The sequence below is a fragment of the Ulvibacterium sp. genome (assembly GCF_965228935.1).
Taxonomy (GTDB): domain Bacteria; phylum Bacteroidota; class Bacteroidia; order Flavobacteriales; family Flavobacteriaceae; genus Ulvibacterium.
This window is the reverse complement of the sequence record NZ_OZ245846.1, coordinates 2,797,949-2,815,005: the sequence shown is the minus strand read 5'-3', so window position 1 is coordinate 2,815,005 and position 17,057 is coordinate 2,797,949. Positions and strand designations below refer to the sequence as shown.

The following is a 17,057-nucleotide window of genomic DNA, read 5'->3' as shown; positions in this document are numbered from 1 at the left end:
TTACTCCGTGACGCAAGCTTTGGTAGCAGCGGGCGTGATTTAATGCAGTCTTAGGGTTGGAACTATTAGAGTTTTCAACAAAATTAAGCAAGAGAGGATATCCTCAAACCTGTTTGGGTCTTTAAAATGATGCCTAATTAAAAACGGATCCAAATACAAAACCCCGCCGATAGTTATCGGTCGGGGTTCTCAATTTATATATAGTGGGGCATATTTTAGAGGTTTAGGTTAAAGAAAAAGCCTCGACCCTACATCGAGGCTTTTGTCAAAATCAAAAAACCAACCTAAACACATGAACTTATTTATGACACTAAGTAAAAATTCATAGCAATTTATTATAGAACAACCAACTTCTAAAATACCCTACCTAATAATTCAATTTTTTTTACCTTTAAGTATAAAGCATTGAAAATGAATACCATTATTTGGGAAGAATTGACAAATGAATTACGGGAAGGTGCAACTAAAAAGGGCCACCCTTTCCATTATTGTACTATGGCCACGGTAGGCTTGGAGCGTATGCCGCGATTACGCACCGTGGTACTCAGAAAAGTATCGGACAATTTAGATCTTTCCATTTATACGGATCAACGATCCAAAAAAATTCTGCACATCAAGGAAAACAATAGGGTAAGCCTTCTCTTTTATCATCCCAAAAAATTAATTCAGATTAAAATTGAAGGGTTGGCCGGTATCCACACCGATCCCAAAATCCTGAAAAAACACTGGAACGAAATCCAGCCGAGTAGCCGAAAGGACTATACCACCTCCGAAGCACCCGGAAGTGATATTTCAGATCCGGATGCCGTGGAATACCTCGAGGACAAAAATTATTTTTGCATCGTGGAAATAGAACCTTTTAAAATTGAATACCTGAAATTACAGAGACCTAATCACCTAAGAATAAAGCACTCCAAAATAAACAATTCGTGGAAAAGTGAATTTTTGGTGCCTTAGGATTGCAATGAATAGTACAATAGGAACTGTCGGCAAATCAATAGGTCAATATCAAAAACTCTAGACTCAGCGGTTTTAATTCTTTCATCAATAGGGGTATGAGTTCGTCCCCTAACTCTAAATAGAGTTCCGAAAAATTCAAGGTGCGTTCCTGAAGCGATTGGTTGGGGAAAAGTTCATTCTGGATTTCCGTAATTCGGGTTACATGATCCTCCAATTTTCGTTTTTGTGCCTTTAGCAGACGTTTTTCCAACCTATCCAACCCTTTTTTTTGTTTTACTTCCTGCGCCTTTACCGCGCCCAAAAAGGATTTGTCCGTTAGTTCTGCCAAATCGTAGAGTGTTTTGAACTGCTCCTCCAAATACTTCTTTTGGGGAGTAAAATCAACATCGATATTGGAAATTTCCCTGATCTTCTTGTTGATGAAACTGCTTTGTTTTAGGAATAAATCGGTTGTTGACAGATTTAGGCGCTGTAACTTGTCATACTGCTTTTTCGTGATTACCAAAGCAGAATTTCGCAGGGTCAATATGGGAAAAGTTACGCCCATAGTCTCGAACATGGATCGCAACTCCAACCAATAGGCCAATTCCCCTCCCCCTCCAATATAACAAAGATTGGGCAGGATTACCTCCTGATATACCGGTCGCATGATCACATTGGGCGAAAAACGGTCCGGATGATCTTCCAGTTCGGTCAACAGCTGATCTTTTGAAAACTCTATCTCCGTTTCCTTCACGTAAAATCTTCCCTCTTTTTCAACAATCCGTTCCCGAATACCATCCGCCAGATAAAAATAATTGATTTCCCGTGGATTGACCTGAATACCATACTTCTTTGGAAGTGCTTCCAACCCGGAAATCGTTTCAGATACCTTTTGGAACCCTACCTTTTCCAAAATATCCTTTTTCACATAGGGAATCATTTGTCTTTTGAGCTCCACATCATCCCCATCGATGATTACCAATCCATATTCCCCAAAAAGAACATTGGCCAAATACCTAGTGGCATCGGTAAGGTTCTTGTGTTCCAAATACGCCTTTTCAAAGAGTTCTTTTAAGGCACTGGCATTGCCATTATTTCCAAGTTCATTGGCAAAGGCCTCATAAACCTCGTCCAGCCCCTTCGTTGATAGGTGCCCCACGGCACCTCCTGGACGGTCATCCGGGTTCCATTGTATTTTTCTACCCTTAAAGTTGAAAAAATTAATCTCTTCAAAATCGTGGTCTTCTGTGGCCATCCAGTATACGGGTACAAAGTTGTATTTGGGATATGTCTTTTTAAGTTCAAGGGTAAGGTTTATCGTGGAAACAATCTTGTACAAAAAATAAAGGGGCCCGGTAAAGAGATTGAGCTGGTGCCCTGTAACTACCGTAAATGTGATCGGCTCCTTCAGTTGCCGAATATGGGTTTCTGTTTTTTTTGTGATGTTAACCCCTTGATACTGTTTTTGAAGTGCTTCATAAATCACTTCCCTACGTGACGGTGGAAAAGTCTTGGCCTTTTCCTCTAGCTGTTTCCGAAAGTTCTCCAAGTTTGGAAAGCGATGGTAAAAAGAACGGAGCGATTCTTTTTCCTCAAGATAATCACAAATCAATTCCGAAAAATATCCAGTGAGATCAAAGGGAAGACATTCAATATCCATAGGTTTGGTGAAAATACCCGTAAAGATAAAACTATCGCTTTTTGGAGTTCCTAAAAATACGTTAAACCGAATTTAGGGTCGGTGATGGATTTTGGTGCCGTTTTTATGCAATTATCGTTAGATTTGACCCACTTCAAAATCTAATTCTCACTTTATGAAGCAGTTTTTACTCACGCTATTGCTTGGCACTTTGTCCCTTTCGGCAGTTCCGCAGGACTTGAAATCGCCTTCCGAATTTCTGGGATATCCTCTGGGAACCCAATTTACCCGGCATCATCAGGTGGTAGATTACTACCAGTATCTGGCGGAAAAGGTGCCCGACCGTTTGCAACTGGTGGAATACGGCCAAACGAATGAACGGCGCCCTCTTTTATTGGCTTACCTTTCCAGTGCCGAGAATATGGGGAATCTGGAGAATATCCGCAAGGAGCATTTGCGTGGTATGCAAGGTGAGAGCAATGCTTCAAAAGTTATCGTTTGGCTTAGTTACAATGTTCATGGCAATGAGAGCGTGAGTACGGAAGCTTCCATGAAGACCATCCACGCACTTTTGACAGAACATAGCAATTACCTAAGGAATACCGTGGTAATTATTGATCCTTGTTTAAATCCCGATGGACGTGACCGTTATGTGAATTGGTACAATCAATATAAAAACACCCCCTATACTGTGGATCCCAACAGTACGGAACACCATCAGGGATGGTGGACAGGTCGTAGCAACCATTATATGTTCGACCTGAATAGGGATTGGGCCTGGCTTACACAATTGGAAAGCCGACAACGCCTAAAAGTGTTCAACAAATGGTTGCCCCACGTACATGTGGATTTTCATGAGCAAGGTGTAGACGAGCCCTATTACTTTGCTCCGGCCGCGGAACCTTACCACGAGGTAATCACCAATTTTCAAAAGTCCTTTCAGATAGCTATCGGAAAAAATCATGCTAAATATTTCGATGCCGAAGGATGGTTCTATTTCACCAAGGAGTCTTTTGATTTGCTGTATCCCAGCTACGGAGATACCTACCCTACGTACAACGGCGGAATTGGAATGACCTATGAGCAAGGTGGGAGCGGAAAGGCCGGTTTGGGCATCATTACACAAATTGGGGATACCCTTACCCTTAAGGATAGAATTGCGCATCATCACACTACCGGATTATCCACGGTGGAAATATCCGCAAAGAATGCCGAGAAACTAAATACGGAGTTCAAGAAGTTCTACAGGAACAAAAAATACAGATACAAGAGTTATCTTCTTAATGGGGACACGGACAAATTAGATGCGCTTGCCCAATTATTGGATCAACATCAAATTGTATATAGTTCGGGAAAAGGAGGTACCGCAAAAGGATTCCGGTATATGACCGGAAAAACAGGCAACATCAAAAGCTCCGAAAAAAGTATGGTCATCTCTACAGATCAGCCCAAAGGAACTTTGGTAAAGGTACTTTTTGAACCCGATGCAAAACTGAGCGATTCCCTTACCTATGATATTACGGCCTGGTCCCTGCCCTATGCCTACGGTCTGGATGCCTTGGCCTCCGAGACAAAGATTGAAGCCAATACGGGTAATTCTTGGAGTGACCGCCCACCTAAAGGAATCAACCTTTCCGAAGACACCTATGCCTATGTTACCGATTGGAGGAGTATGAAGGATGCCCGTTTTTTGGCCCAGCTCTTACAAGAAAAAATCAGGGTTCGCTATGCCAAAAAGCCATTTACCACCCATGGTAAAAAATATGACCGGGGAAGTTTGATCATTACCAGGAAGGATAACGAGAATACCAAGAATTTTATCCCGCTCTTAACAGAAATTGCCCATAGGCACCGTATTGCCTTGGATAAGACGGATACCGGTTTCGTTGAGAGTGGTAAGGACTTTGGATCGGAATATGTGCGTATGGTACCTGATGTAAAAGTCGCGATGCTGTCCGGCGAACCTACCTCTACCTTACGTTTTGGTGAAATATGGCACTTTTTTGAGCAGCAATTGCACTACCCGGTTACGATTATCGATACAAGTTATCTGGAAAGTGTCGATTTATCCCTCTATGATGTCCTGATTCTGCCAGGTGGTAACGGTTATGCGGATTTCATGGGGGCCGAAAAATTGCAAAAGCTTAAAAAATGGGTGGCCAATGGAGGCCGACTCATAGCTATGGGTGGGGCCATCCAGGGCTTGGCCGTAAACAATGGCTTTGGTCTAAAACAAAAAGAAGCCCAAAAGGATTCCATGGAAAACCTGTTCCCATATGAGGAAACTGCCCGTGAGCAGCTGAAGAAGGAGATCAAGGGTGCCATTTTTAGGGCCAAGGTAGACCCTACTCATCCACTGGCGTTCGGATATGGCGACATCTATTTTACCTTAAAACAGAAAAGTTATGCCTACGATTACCTGGATACCGGTTCAGTGGTTTATCTGGAGGAAGGCACACAGGTACCCGTAGCCGGCTTTGCAGGAATTGAGGCCCAGAAAAAAATGAACCGGACCCTGGTCTTTGGAGTCGAAAAGTACGGGGAAGGTAAAGTAGTCTATCTAGTGGACAATCCCCTTTTTCGTGGTTTTTGGGAAAATGGCAAACTCTTTGTCGCCAACGCCCTGTTTATGTTGGATTGAAGGCAAACGCATCCAAATAACAAAAAGTCCGCAAGGTATCCCACATATTCATTCCCAATGGTTATTTGTAACTTAACCGCACATTTCTTTAAAATAAAGAATGAACAATGTACAGGACTTAAATATCGAGAAGGAGGTTTTGCCCCTATTCGACCATTCGCTAAATACCTTCAGCAAAAAACAAATTCTTAAAATATTAGAAACCCCCTTGGCATCTACTTTCGAAATTCTCGAACGCCAAAATATTCTCAAAGGGTTTACCGCCAACAACAAAATTCTACGGGAGTACTCCTATACCATCCTATACTTAAATGAAGTTCATTTTTTTCTAAATGATGCGAAAATTGAGGATCTATCCCAAAGAAAGTTTCGCTACAGGTTATTCGCTTCAAAAAAGGAGAAAACAAGTTACAGAAGCAAGCTTAATCAGCTCATATTACTTTTTCATCGCCTGGAATCAAAATATTTTGTTCGGCTAGACATAAAACAATTTCCAGAAGGCTATCGTTCCAACATCGGACGAATATTGCAATTTCTTTCAAACTTCGAGCTAAAAAAATATGAAAATCTTGTAAGGGAAAATAGACTAAAGGACAAGCATATAATTGATTTAACGGGAAAAATTAGTGAACTTAAAGGGAGGGGAATGATATCTACCTTTTGGCGAGAGTTGTTCAGGTTCGAGGCGTATCTATCCATAAACCTAGGGATTCTTAAGCACGGCTTCATTTTTCCAAGTATCAATGAAAAGGGCATAAAACTTCTCGAATTTTATCACCCCTTGATAGCTAAGCCCGTAAAGAACAACTTCGAAACCACCAGTAATGTGATGGTTTTGAATGGCCCGAATATGTCCGGGAAATCCACCTTTCTCAAAGCGGTTGGACTTTGTATGTATTTTGGACATCTTGGATTGGGAATACCGGCATCTGCTGGAGAAATCCCTTTTTGCGATCATTTCTCCATCCATATCAATAGAAGGGATGACATTTTAAAAGGTTACAGTCATTTTATGACCGAGGTTATGAACCTTAAAAACGTACTTGAAAATGCCTCCAAGGGGAAAAGATGTTTTGCGGTCTTTGATGAGCTTTTTAGCGGTACAAATGTTGAGGATGGTTTCGAGATCTGTAAAACGACCATAAATGGTTTGAGCAAATATGACAATTCCTACTTCATACTGTCCACCCATATCCAACAATTAAAAAATGTTTCAAACGAAAAAGTCTCAAATTACTATATAGATTGTGAGCTTATCGAGGGTAAACCCGAATTTACCTATAAATTGAAAAAAGGTTGGTCCGATATTAAGGTGGGTAGAATATTATTCGACAGGGAAGGACTGAATAAAATGCTGAATCCCTAACAAAAATTTACGCGTGGAATCGGATTTCATAGGCTAATCCTTTTCTAACCCTCCAAAGCCTTTCTACAATACTCCAAACATTTGGCCACTTCCTTAACGGGGTTTGAATCCTGGGGCACCTCGTATTCCAATTCAATGGAAACCGGATAGGTGTACTTCTTATCCCGCATAAGCTGTAGCACTTCTACAATGGGGGTATCCCCTTTTCCAAAGGACATATTGGCCTGTCCATTTTCAGGATTTTTTCTGTCCTTTAAGTGCATGCTACTTATACGTTCATGTTTACTTTGTATAAGCTCCAGGGCATCGGTATTACCGCCGGCGATGTAATGGCCCAAATCCAGATTCAGCATATTGTGTTCGGACTGTTTTAAGGCCGTATCCCAAAAAGTCGGGGTTTGTTGGGTATGTCCATGATAGGCCACGTTCATCCCATGCTTCGCGGCCATAATGCCCAATTTACGTGTATGGGCGTCATTGCCCGGCAACTCCAAGGTTACATGATCGGCTCCCAATACCTTGGCGGCTCGGAGACCATAATCAATCTCTGCATCCGTATTTTTTACACCAAAGGCGTTCGGCTTAAAGGCATAGATATGTACCCCTTTATCCGTATACATTTTTTTGAGTTGCTCAAACTTGCCCATACCTACGGTTGAGCGCCAATCGGCCACCACCTTTCTATGATTCTCCAATTGGGATTTCATTTCCTCAAATTCCTTGATTTGATTCTGGGTAAGTCCACCGCTCTTACTTTTGCGCATCATACCATAAAAAACCCTACGATCCACCGGATTTTTTGGTTTTCCTGCAAAATGTTCAGCAGGGTCGCCCATCAATTCAATGGCGTTTATACCCGCATCCAATACATATTGTAGAGTAGCCTCGGCACTTTGATCCGTCATATCCCTAAATGAGTAGGTGATACACCCTATCTGTACCCCATTTATTTTGGAGTCGTTTTGGTTGTATGAGGACAGAATTGAAGGTGCTCCGAAAACCAAAGGCTCGCTCAATACAATTCCCGTGGCCAAGGCTGCTGAATTTTTTAAAAATTTACGTCTGGTACGGGCGTGTTTTGAATTGTCTTTCATCACAAGGGATTTTATCATCTTTTAAATGTAGCCATAAATTCAAAACCCTACAACCGACCCTGTTTTCCTTAGCTGTACCTGATTTTTATATTCGAATTCAGTATCTTCTTCGGATGAACCGATTCCTCTCCGTTACCCTGATATTACCCTATTTTTTTAAGTTGTAAAACAAAGAAAAAGGGCGTAACGTCAATAGTATAAACCAATGAAATCCGAATTTGGAGGATGAGTCGGCACACAGTTTCAATTGAATCAGACTGTACCTATTTTAAAGGTACTTTCAACACATAATCGTCCGCAGCCATAAAAAGTGTTTTCTCATCGGTGGTGAAAGCGCAATTGGCCGTAGCCTCACCTGTATGGATCCGGGCAATGGCCTTACCCGATAAATTAAATAGCCACACTCCGCCCGGACCCGTTGCAAAAAGATATCCGTCACTGTGCATTTTCATGCCATCCGGTAATCCCTGCTGACCCTCTTGGCCGATTAAAGGCGTGGTATCATAAAAAATCCTTTTGTCCTCTGCCATTCCCGGGGCGGCCAAATCGTATCGATACCATACTGCACTTTCCGGATCCGAAACAGCCACATAAAGTTTGGATTCGTCCGGGGACAATGCAATACCATTAGGCCGGGTCAATTGATCGACCAAAATAAGCTCTCCCGATGTTTTTAGGCAATATACTCCTTGAAAGTCCAGCTCTTTGTTCGGGTCGTCCATTTGTTTGGGGAGCCCGTACGGTGGATCCGTGAAATATAGATTGCCCTGGCTATCAAAAACCCCATCATTGGGACTATTGAAACGTTTACCTTGATAGTTGTCCACCACTACCTCGTAATCGGAACTTGGAGAATCCAACGAAGCCTTCATCCGGGCTACCCTTCGTTCCCCATGCTGCATAAGAACCAATTTCCCATTGGGATCCAAAAGCAATCCGTTGGAACCCGGCTCCCTTCCATCGAAAACTTCACCCAAATAACCGGAAGGTTTTAGATAGGTGGTTAAATCGCCCGCCTCATCAATTTTAAAAACAGTATTGTTCGGAATATCCGAAAATAGCAGATAATTTCCCGAATCGATCCATAAAGTGCCCTCCGTCCATTCAAATCCACTACCAATTACCTCAATCTCGCTATTTGGATCAATAAGTTCCAGTGCTTCATCATCCAAAATCTCAATGGAAAAATGGTGATTTTCCTGACAGGCCACCAGTAATAGTGCTATTGGGAGGATGAGTCTTTTCATGATGTTCTTTGATTATTGAATTAGCAGTATCAAATCATGGTAAGATATCCTAAAATACACAATAATAAAAATTCTCCTAGTCTCCATTTGAAATCGAGGCTAAATTCCGGCTCCCAGGCACATACTTTTATAAAAAAAGCACCGCCAAAGCGGTGCCTTCCAACTCAACAAACACTATCCTTATTAGGGCATCACCACGTCCTCGATGATATGAATTACCCCATTGGAGGCCATTACATCGGTTTTGGAAATCTTGCTATAATTGCCATTGGCATCTTTAAGGAAAATACCTCCGTCCTTATTCATTGCGGTCAATGTTGCACCGTTTAAGGTGGTCAGTTCCACTTTGCCTTTTCCTTTTTTCAAAGCGGCGACGACATCGCTGGCGGCCAATTTACCGGATACTACATGATAGGTAAGTATAGCACCTAGTTTTTCCTTGTTCTCCGGTTGCAACAATGCATTTAGGGTATTGGAATCAATCTTGGCAAAGCCGGAATTTACCGGGGCAAAAACGGTAAAGGGGCCCTCTCCCTTCAAAGCCCCTACCAAATCTGCCGCTTTTAGTGCAGTGACCAAAGTAGAAAAATCGTCCACGGAAACGGCAATGTCAACAATATCCTGGGATTTTTGGGCAGTTGCCCTAGTAGCAAGAAATAGGATCGAAATGGTGGTTAATACAAAAGCTATTTTTTTCATGATTTTTTAATTTTTAGATTTAAATGATTCGTTTTTTGCGCGCTTTCGTTAACATTTACACACCTTTTTCCGATTTGGATGAAGACCCTGGTTTTTTATCATATCTTTAACACCTCTGATTTTTGCCAATGGATGATGCCCTCCTTATTAAAAGAGTTCATGACCAAGACCAAAAGGCACTGTATCAATTGTACGACAGGTATTCCGGGGCCTTGTTCGGTGTGATATTGCGGATGTGCCGAAACGAATCCTTGGCAGAGGATTTGCTTCAAGAAACCTTTCTTAAGATTTGGAGGAATATTGGAAGCTATGATGAGACTAGGGGAAAGTTTTACACCTGGGCATACCGAATAGCCAAAAACACCACATTGAATGCGCTTCGGAAAAACGACTTGCTCATCCAAACCGAAGATTTAAGTGTATATAGTACTATAAGCCCAACCGAAACTACGCTGGATTATACCGAACTTAACGGTGCGGTAAAAAAACTAGAGCCCCACCACCGGGAAGCCCTATCCCTAATTTATTTTAAGGGCTATACGCATAGGGAGGCCCATGTGGCAATGGGCGTACCCTTGGGCACGTTTAAGTCATACATTAGGCAAGCCTTAAAGTCGCTAAGAAAAACCTATGGGAATGAACTGGTGATTTTCTGGCTGTTAACCGAATTGATTTCAAATGGATAGGAAAAGGATACTTGAGGAAGGACTTTTGGAAAAATATCTGTTGCACGAGCTAACGGTTAGGGAACAACATGCCATTGAAAAGGTTCTGCAGGAAGATGCGGAACTGCGATCGAGATTTGAGCTGTTGGAGACAGATTTTGAACAGATGGCTTTTGAAAATGCCATTATACCGAACACTAGGGTAAAGGAATCGCTTAAAGCCCGTATTGAAAGTGAAAATACAAAGCAAAGCAATAATTGGCCCTTATTTGCGGCCGCAAGTATTGCCTTGCTATTTTTATCCACCTCATTTTGGCTTTTCATGAATTGGCAGGATGCCCAAAAAGATCTTAACACCATACGGAATCAAACGACCGATCTTCAAAAACGTTTGAATCAATTGGAAGCAAAGACTGCTAGTACCGAAACCCAACTCAATGTCATAAACCATGTAAATACCATTCCTTTTTTACTTAAGGGAAACGCAAAACTTCCTGATGCCCATGCCGTTGCTTATGTAAATCATGAGGATAAATTGGTTATGGTGAATCCAAAAGGTTTACCCAAACTGTCCGATGAACAGACCTACCAGATGTGGAGCGATGTGGATGGGGAAATGATCAACATGGGATTGCTGTCTCCCAATGAAGAATTGCTGGCCTTGGAATATATTAACAATGCGGAATCACTAAATATCACCATTGAACCGGCAGGAGGTAGTGAGCACCCCACGGTGGAGAATCTCATTTCCAACGTAATGCTTTAAGCAGGCATTCCGTATAGATCAAAATCGGAGGCATCAGTAATCTTGATGTCCGTAAAATCCCCAATCTTCACATAGTGTTTTGCAGCATCGACCAGCACCTCGTTGTCTACGTCCGGGGAGTCAAATTCGGTTCGGCCTACAAAATAGTTGCCTTCCTTTCGATCTATTATACATCGAAAAGTCTTCCCAATTTTCTCCTGGTTCAGTTCCCAGGATATCTGGGATTGGATTTCCATAATTTCATTGGCACGTTGTTGTTTTACCGTTTCGGGCACATCATCGACCAAATTATAGGCATGGGTATTCTCTTCGTGGCTGTAGGTAAAACAGCCCAGGCGTTCAAAGCGCATTTCCTTGACCCAGTTCTTGAGAATCAAAAAGTCCTCTTCGGTCTCCCCGGGATACCCAACAATCAAGGTGGTCCTAATCGCCATCTCGGGAACGGCCGCCCGAAAATCCTGAAGTAATTTTGTGGTTTTTGCCTGAGTGGTTCCCCGTCGCATACTCTTTAGAATAACATCAGAAATATGCTGTAACGGGATATCGATATACTTACAGATCTTGGGTTCTCGTTTCATCACCTCCAAAACGTCCATTGGAAATCCGGTTGGAAAAGCATAGTGCAGGCGTATCCATTCGATACCCTCTACCTCGGCCAATTTTTGAAGCAATTCGGCCAGATTCCGTTTTTTGTAAAGATCCAGACCATAGTAGGTAAGATCTTGAGCGATCAGAATCAATTCCTTTACACCCTTGGCCGCCAATTTTTCCGCCTCTGCCAACAATTCCTCAATGGGTTTGCTTTTGTGTTTTCCCCGCATCAAGGGAATGGCGCAGAACGAACAGGGTCGGTCACAACCTTCGGCAATCTTAAGATAGGCATAGTTTTTTGGAGTGGTGGTTAAACGTTCCCCAATCAATTCATGCTTGTAATCCGCTCCCAAGGCCTTGAGTAGATTGGGAAGGTCGCTCGTCCCAAAGTATTCGTCCACGTTTGGAATTTCTTTTTGCAAATCGGGTTTGTAGCGTTCGCTCAGACATCCAGTAACAAATACCTTGTCCACTTGCCCTTCCTCTTTTTTTTGCACATATTCCAAAATAGTAGTTACACTTTCTTCCTTGGCATTTGCAATGAATCCACAGGTATTGATAACCACTACATTACCTTCCTCCTCATGTACAACATCCTTGTCATTGGCCCGCAGTTGTCCCATTAGAATCTCTGAATCGTAGACATTTTTGCTGCAACCCAAGGTAACCACATTGATCTTGTTCTTCTTAATGGATTTTGTACGCATAACTGTTGTCCCTTGTTTCCAGGCAGGTGCAAAAATACAATAAGGCCATGGAACAAATCTGTTTTGGAACGATTTCTTCACTTTAATCTACTGGCTCCTGATCCATAAATCTCTTGTGGGTTGGATATTTTTGTTTAATTGCATCCTTCTAAATTGAATAATACTATCATCAATTAACAGATTAGTCCGTACATCCTGTGCGAATAATTGCTACATTTAATCCAATGAAGTGTTTACTTGTTTTTTTATTCGTTATTCCTGTCTGGGGCCAGTCCGGGCCTTCGGTTTCCGATGGAGAAAAGGAAATCATGGCTTTTGAAGTGGCCATTGAAAATGCGGTGGCAAAAGGCGATATCGATTTTCTTGAAAAAGCCTATGCCAAAAATTTTGTCTTTACCCATGGTTCAGGAGATGCCCAGAATAAAGAGCAATGGTTAAACGATGTAAAAAAGGCCTCAGAGGAAGGGACTTACATTTCCAGGGTGGTCAACTCTCAAAATGTTACTTTGGGCAATGGCATAGCCATAATAAAAGGGAAAACCACCATAAGTAGAAAGAACAAAGATCCGTTCTGGATCAGGTACACCAGAATCTATAAAAAGGACAGTGAAGATTGGCAGTTATTGTCCCATTTGACCACCGATCATAATTATACGGAATAGTGCCTTTCCTAAATCCGTGCCGAGCTTAAACTTTCTTTATCATCCCTTTGGAATCAAATAATCCAAACGCCTTTTCACTTGGGAGTCCTCTGCTACCATCGGCGCTATTTTATTGATGTCCAAATTGAACATATAGTCCGCGTTGGAGGATTGCATCAGAACAATCGAATTTAATATGAGTAATGCCTCGCTGGGTTTTTTACTTTCATAAAGTGCCTGTGTCATAATTTCCGAGGGATTAGAGGATTGGACAATTCCCAGAAATTCTGCCGCCCGCACCTTATTGATTAATTCCGAATCGTTTAGGGCCAATTTACCGATTTGGTTTTCCAATGACTTTGCCCTTTTCCCAAAACTACTACATACGATTATGGACCAATACCTTTCCCAAGGATCCGGAGATTGAAGGCCCGCTATCAATTGGCTCTTTACTTCCCCAAAAGATGAGAGGGAAAGATTTGATATGGCCATATAACGCTTAATGCTTTCGTGTTGTTCGTTTCCAAAGGTTACCGGATCGGTAAAGGCCTGTTCGATCAAGTGATGTTCGGGAAAAAATGACAGGTCCCGCAGTCCCTTTGCCCAAGTATCCAAGGTTTGGCGCATGTCGCTAAGTACGTTCTCGTAATCGGTTTGGTCCGCAAGATTAACAGTCTCAAAAGGGTCGGCCTCCACATCAAATAACAATTCAGGTTCCCGAGCTTCAAAAAAGGCGGATTGTATTTCGTTCAGCCCACCCACGGCGTACATGGCGCGCCACTCCTGATAGGCGAGTTGTTTATAGCGATAGTTGTTCACCAATCCATCCGGATTAAAAGGCGTATAGCTTCTGATGTATTTGAATTTGCCTTTGCGAACCGCCCGGACCATATCGTATTTTTCATCAAAGCGGTCCGCATAGCTAAAAGTGACGTCCCGTGCGTTTAATTCATCAGTAGTAATTTTTGGCCCCAAAAAAGGCCTTCCATCCATATTCTCGGGAATAGGGATTCCGGCAAGGTTCAATACTGTAGGCCCGAAGTCCACAAAACTGACAAAACCCTGAACCGTATTTTTAGTTGGCATATGTATCAGGTGCTTATATTTTTCGGGAATATGGACAACCAGCGGTACATGTAGACCGGTTTCATACAGATAACCCTTACTGCCCGGCAAGACCCCACCATGATCTCCAAAATAGAAGATAAAGGTGTTGTCCATTAACCCATCCTTCCTCAATTGATCCAGTACTTCGCCCACCTTGCCGTCCATTACACGGATTTTATCCCGATAATAGGCATTGGTATAGGCAAAGGTCGGGGTCTGTGGATGGTTGGGCTGAATTTTAAACGAATTTTCGCTTGTCTCGGTGGGAATGGAATCCATTTCCTGGGATGAAAAGTGCAAACCGGATTCATGGGAAATCCCAATATTGAACACATGGAAAAAGGGTTGGTCTCCTTCCCTATTCCGCCAAGTGGCCTCCCCGGAGGATTCGTCCCATACCCCTTTCCCTTCGATGATATTATAGTCCTTCTTTTGATTGTTACTGGTAAAATAACCCGCCTTACGTAGATACCAGGGAAACATTTGTAATGAATCCGGCATGGGTACGGGAATATATTTTCTATGGTATTGTGCTCCGATCCTGGGCCCATAACATCCGGAAATCAAAGTAGATCTCGCTACGCTGCATACCGGGGCATTGGAAAACGCCCTTGTAAAGACCAGCCCCTGCCTGGCCAAAGATTCGATGTTTGGAGCGGATACCCCATTTTCGTCAAAAAGTTTGAGGTAATGCTTGGAATTGTCCTCTGAGGTAATCCACACAATATTTGGGGGTGGAAGGTCGTCCCTTTCGGATTGGCAGGATAACAGCATCCCTGATAAAATCAGAGCTGCTAAAAATTGCAGAAAAGTGTACTGCTTCGTTTTTTTCATATTGTTAGTTTTCGTTGGCCGGGTTACCTAATTATTAAGGATTAAAAGAATCCATCAATGAAAATCTGCCCAACTAGTTGCTACTTTAAAAAGACAAGGTTACAAGACTCTGGCTTGTGGATTTCTAGGTTCCAAATAAAATGAACTTTGCCATAAGATAGCAATAATACCCTTACATCGGTTTTCCTCATGTCCAAGGCAACCAAGACCAAGTGGGTGTGTCCAAAACCATGATAATACGTGGATTACTTAATAATGGTAATTACATCTGTATTTTCAATTTCATTTCCATTGAGACGCGTACCGGTGGAGAAGGTCTGCATACCACAGCATCGTTCACTTTTTCGTTCGGCCAATTCAAAACCCAAGGTTTCGATCTCACTCTCGGATAAAACTACCGAATATTCCATAACATCTTCTATCAAAAAAAACTGCAATGTGCTCGTACTTTCATCGATTAAAACCGGTTGCAACTCTTCATTGGAGCTTCTTATTGAAACGTTCTCGGGATTATAAATAGCGCCATCACCAAACAAGAGATTTGTTCCGGAGGCATTCACGACAAGGATGTTTTTGGAAGTTAAATCAAGGCAATCGTCACATCCGTCATCATTACATGCTATACAAAAGCTGGTTAGCGTAACCAATACGAATAGGGCATTTTTGAAGTTGGGACTGTTTTTCATATCAAGGGTTTTTCCATTAGTTGAAAAACGGTTCAAATCGTTGCGTTAAAATCCAAGATTAATTCTTTTCGGTAGGCCATCGTATTGCAAATGGGTAAAATCCCGATCGACCTAAGCCCATGATCAGCAGGCTTGTTTTATTTCAATTTGTTCTCATACTTCGCCAGCGTGTTCCAAATGGAATAAAATTCGTCAACACCAGCTGAATTGGAAACCGAGGTATTGATCATCAAAAGCCGTCCAATTTTTGTCTCCGGATTAAAGAACATATAGGTCGCGATCCCGGGATCACCACCGGTATGTCCTATGTAGCCCCTTGGTGTAAAACCCATAAAAATCCCAGTATTGTATTCATCGTCGTAATCGTCCTCCTCGTCCCGATCCGGAAAACTGTTTGCCGACAATTGCTCCCTGAACAATTCCTCATAACCATTTTTTTCCAACAAAGTCCCGATACCGGAGTGACCTTTGATCAATTCGGAAAGGTACATTCCCAAGTTATTACCACTTGTTATTAATCCGCCATCGGGGTACGTAATCAGGGAATACAATGGAATTTCGGTTTTTGGATCGGAATAGAGTTTGGAATGCCGGGCCAAATCGATAGTATCAAAGGTCCAGCCCGAAGAAGACATTCCCAAGGGTTCCAAAATGTGCTCTTTGGTGAATTCACTGTAAGGTTTGTCTACCGCTATTTCCAAAATCGCCGCGGCCAAAGTTGCCCCAACATTGGAATACTCAAAAATCTCTCCCGGTTTATTTGTAGCAAATCCGTCCTTCCTATACCATTCGCCCTCTTTGGAAAGTAACTTTTCAAGAAAGTCGATCATGGGCATGCGGGAGTCCGGGGGGTTGAACGCTTCATTTAATTTTTCCTGATTCACACTTGATCGATCCTGTTCGTCCTTGAGCACATAAGCCTTGCCATTGTAAAAATCCGTATCCAAAATGGTGGAGGTATGTGTCGCCAAATGTCGTATCGTAAGGGGGAGCTTGGGATAATTTGGATTGATGACCTCAAAGGGAAGGTATTGGTTTATGGGGTCGTCCAAATTCAATTTTCCCATTTCCTGGGCCTTGAGAAGCGCAATTCCAATTAAGGTTTTGGAGACCGAACCAATATTTTGAATCGTGTTCTCGGTATATTTTGTATTGTTCCCCATATCCGAGAATCCAATTCCCGATTGATACAAAACGCTATCCTGATCCACTATGGCCACACTAAACCCGTTGATAAATCCTAGTTTATGGATTTGGTTCAATTCCCGTGTTAAGGAGTCCCGAATACCGGTCTGCCTGTCCTCCTTGACTTTCTTGGAATTCTTTTGGTCTTGGCAGGACAGTGCCAAACCCATGAAAAGAATCAAAACGAATTTATTCATATTTCCAATTTTAGTTTATAGCCAACGGTTAAGGTAGGTGTTCGGTTGCA

14 protein-coding genes are annotated in these 17,057 nt (G+C 42.3%); 6 read left to right on the top strand and 8 right to left on the bottom strand.

Annotated features, from left to right (window positions below):
- The first annotated feature begins 411 nt into the window (after positions 1-411).
- Positions 412-957, top strand: a complete 546-nt coding sequence (locus ACO06Y_RS11915; RefSeq protein ID WP_422084049.1) for a pyridoxamine 5'-phosphate oxidase family protein — start codon at positions 412-414, stop codon at positions 955-957.
- Positions 958-994: 37 nt separating this feature from the next.
- On the opposite strand, the gene bshC is transcribed toward ACO06Y_RS11915, so the two are convergent.
- Positions 995-2,602 (bottom strand): bacillithiol biosynthesis cysteine-adding enzyme BshC, encoded by a 1,608-nt coding sequence (gene bshC, locus ACO06Y_RS11910; protein WP_422084048.1) that lies wholly within the window; start codon positions 2,600-2,602, stop codon positions 995-997.
- A gap of 154 nt (positions 2,603-2,756) precedes the next feature.
- Here bshC and ACO06Y_RS11905 point away from each other — a divergent pair, with 154 nt between their 5' ends.
- Together ACO06Y_RS11905 and ACO06Y_RS11900 are read left to right on the top strand one after the other, a co-directional pair.
- Positions 2,757-5,222 (top strand): M14 family metallopeptidase, encoded by a 2,466-nt coding sequence (locus tag ACO06Y_RS11905; protein WP_422084047.1) that lies wholly within the window; start codon positions 2,757-2,759, stop codon positions 5,220-5,222.
- 100 nt (positions 5,223-5,322) lie between these two features.
- Complete coding sequence (locus ACO06Y_RS11900; RefSeq protein ID WP_422084046.1) at positions 5,323-6,588, top strand: MutS-related protein; 1,266 nt, start codon at positions 5,323-5,325, stop codon at positions 6,586-6,588.
- Positions 6,589-6,632: 44 nt separating this feature from the next.
- On the opposite strand, the gene ACO06Y_RS11895 is transcribed toward ACO06Y_RS11900, so the two are convergent.
- From ACO06Y_RS11895 to ACO06Y_RS11885, 3 genes are all read right to left on the bottom strand, one after another.
- On the bottom strand, positions 6,633-7,682 hold the full coding sequence (locus ACO06Y_RS11895) for a sugar phosphate isomerase/epimerase family protein (protein WP_422084045.1): 1,050 nt from the start codon (positions 7,680-7,682) through the stop codon (positions 6,633-6,635).
- Between the two features lie 263 nt (positions 7,683-7,945).
- Positions 7,946-8,929, bottom strand: coding sequence for an SMP-30/gluconolactonase/LRE family protein (locus ACO06Y_RS11890; protein WP_422084044.1), 984 nt, complete (start codon positions 8,927-8,929; stop codon positions 7,946-7,948).
- A gap of 183 nt (positions 8,930-9,112) precedes the next feature.
- On the bottom strand, positions 9,113-9,628 hold the full coding sequence (locus tag ACO06Y_RS11885; RefSeq protein ID WP_422084043.1) for a fasciclin domain-containing protein: 516 nt from the start codon (positions 9,626-9,628) through the stop codon (positions 9,113-9,115).
- A gap of 128 nt (positions 9,629-9,756) precedes the next feature.
- Between ACO06Y_RS11885 and ACO06Y_RS11880 the strand changes: the two genes are divergently transcribed.
- Together ACO06Y_RS11880 and ACO06Y_RS11875 are read left to right on the top strand one after the other, a co-directional pair.
- Positions 9,757-10,314 carry an RNA polymerase sigma factor gene (locus ACO06Y_RS11880; protein ID WP_422084042.1) on the top strand — a complete coding sequence of 186 codons (558 nt, stop codon included), beginning with the start codon at positions 9,757-9,759 and terminating at the stop codon, positions 10,312-10,314.
- The gene (locus ACO06Y_RS11875; protein ID WP_422084041.1) at positions 10,307-11,059 is read left to right on the top strand and encodes an anti-sigma factor; all 753 of its coding nucleotides are present in this window, start codon (positions 10,307-10,309) and stop codon (positions 11,057-11,059) included. Before ACO06Y_RS11880 ends, ACO06Y_RS11875 begins: the two co-directional genes overlap by 8 nt.
- On the opposite strand, the gene rimO is transcribed toward ACO06Y_RS11875, so the two are convergent.
- Complete coding sequence (gene rimO, locus ACO06Y_RS11870) at positions 11,056-12,357, bottom strand: 30S ribosomal protein S12 methylthiotransferase RimO (protein ID WP_422084040.1); 1,302 nt, start codon at positions 12,355-12,357, stop codon at positions 11,056-11,058. The genes ACO06Y_RS11875 and rimO overlap by 4 nt on opposite strands.
- A gap of 224 nt (positions 12,358-12,581) precedes the next feature.
- Here rimO and ACO06Y_RS11865 point away from each other — a divergent pair, with 224 nt between their 5' ends.
- A complete protein-coding gene (locus ACO06Y_RS11865) occupies positions 12,582-13,019 on the top strand; it encodes a nuclear transport factor 2 family protein (RefSeq protein WP_422084039.1) in 438 nt (145 codons plus the stop codon).
- Between the two features lie 39 nt (positions 13,020-13,058).
- Here the strand turns inward: ACO06Y_RS11865 and ACO06Y_RS11860 are convergent, their stop codons facing one another.
- The 3 genes from ACO06Y_RS11860 to ACO06Y_RS11850 all read right to left on the bottom strand — a co-directional run bounded on the left by ACO06Y_RS11860 (position 13,059) and on the right by ACO06Y_RS11850 (position 17,007).
- Positions 13,059-14,939, bottom strand: coding sequence for a sulfatase (locus tag ACO06Y_RS11860; protein ID WP_422084038.1), 1,881 nt, complete (start codon positions 14,937-14,939; stop codon positions 13,059-13,061).
- 245 nt (positions 14,940-15,184) lie between these two features.
- Positions 15,185-15,625: a hypothetical protein gene (locus ACO06Y_RS11855; RefSeq protein WP_422084037.1), complete on the bottom strand. Its 441-nt coding sequence runs from the start codon at positions 15,623-15,625 to the stop codon at positions 15,185-15,187.
- A gap of 137 nt (positions 15,626-15,762) precedes the next feature.
- The gene (locus tag ACO06Y_RS11850; RefSeq protein WP_422084036.1) at positions 15,763-17,007 is read right to left on the bottom strand and encodes a serine hydrolase domain-containing protein; all 1,245 of its coding nucleotides are present in this window, start codon (positions 17,005-17,007) and stop codon (positions 15,763-15,765) included.
- Positions 17,008-17,057 lie beyond the last annotated feature (50 nt).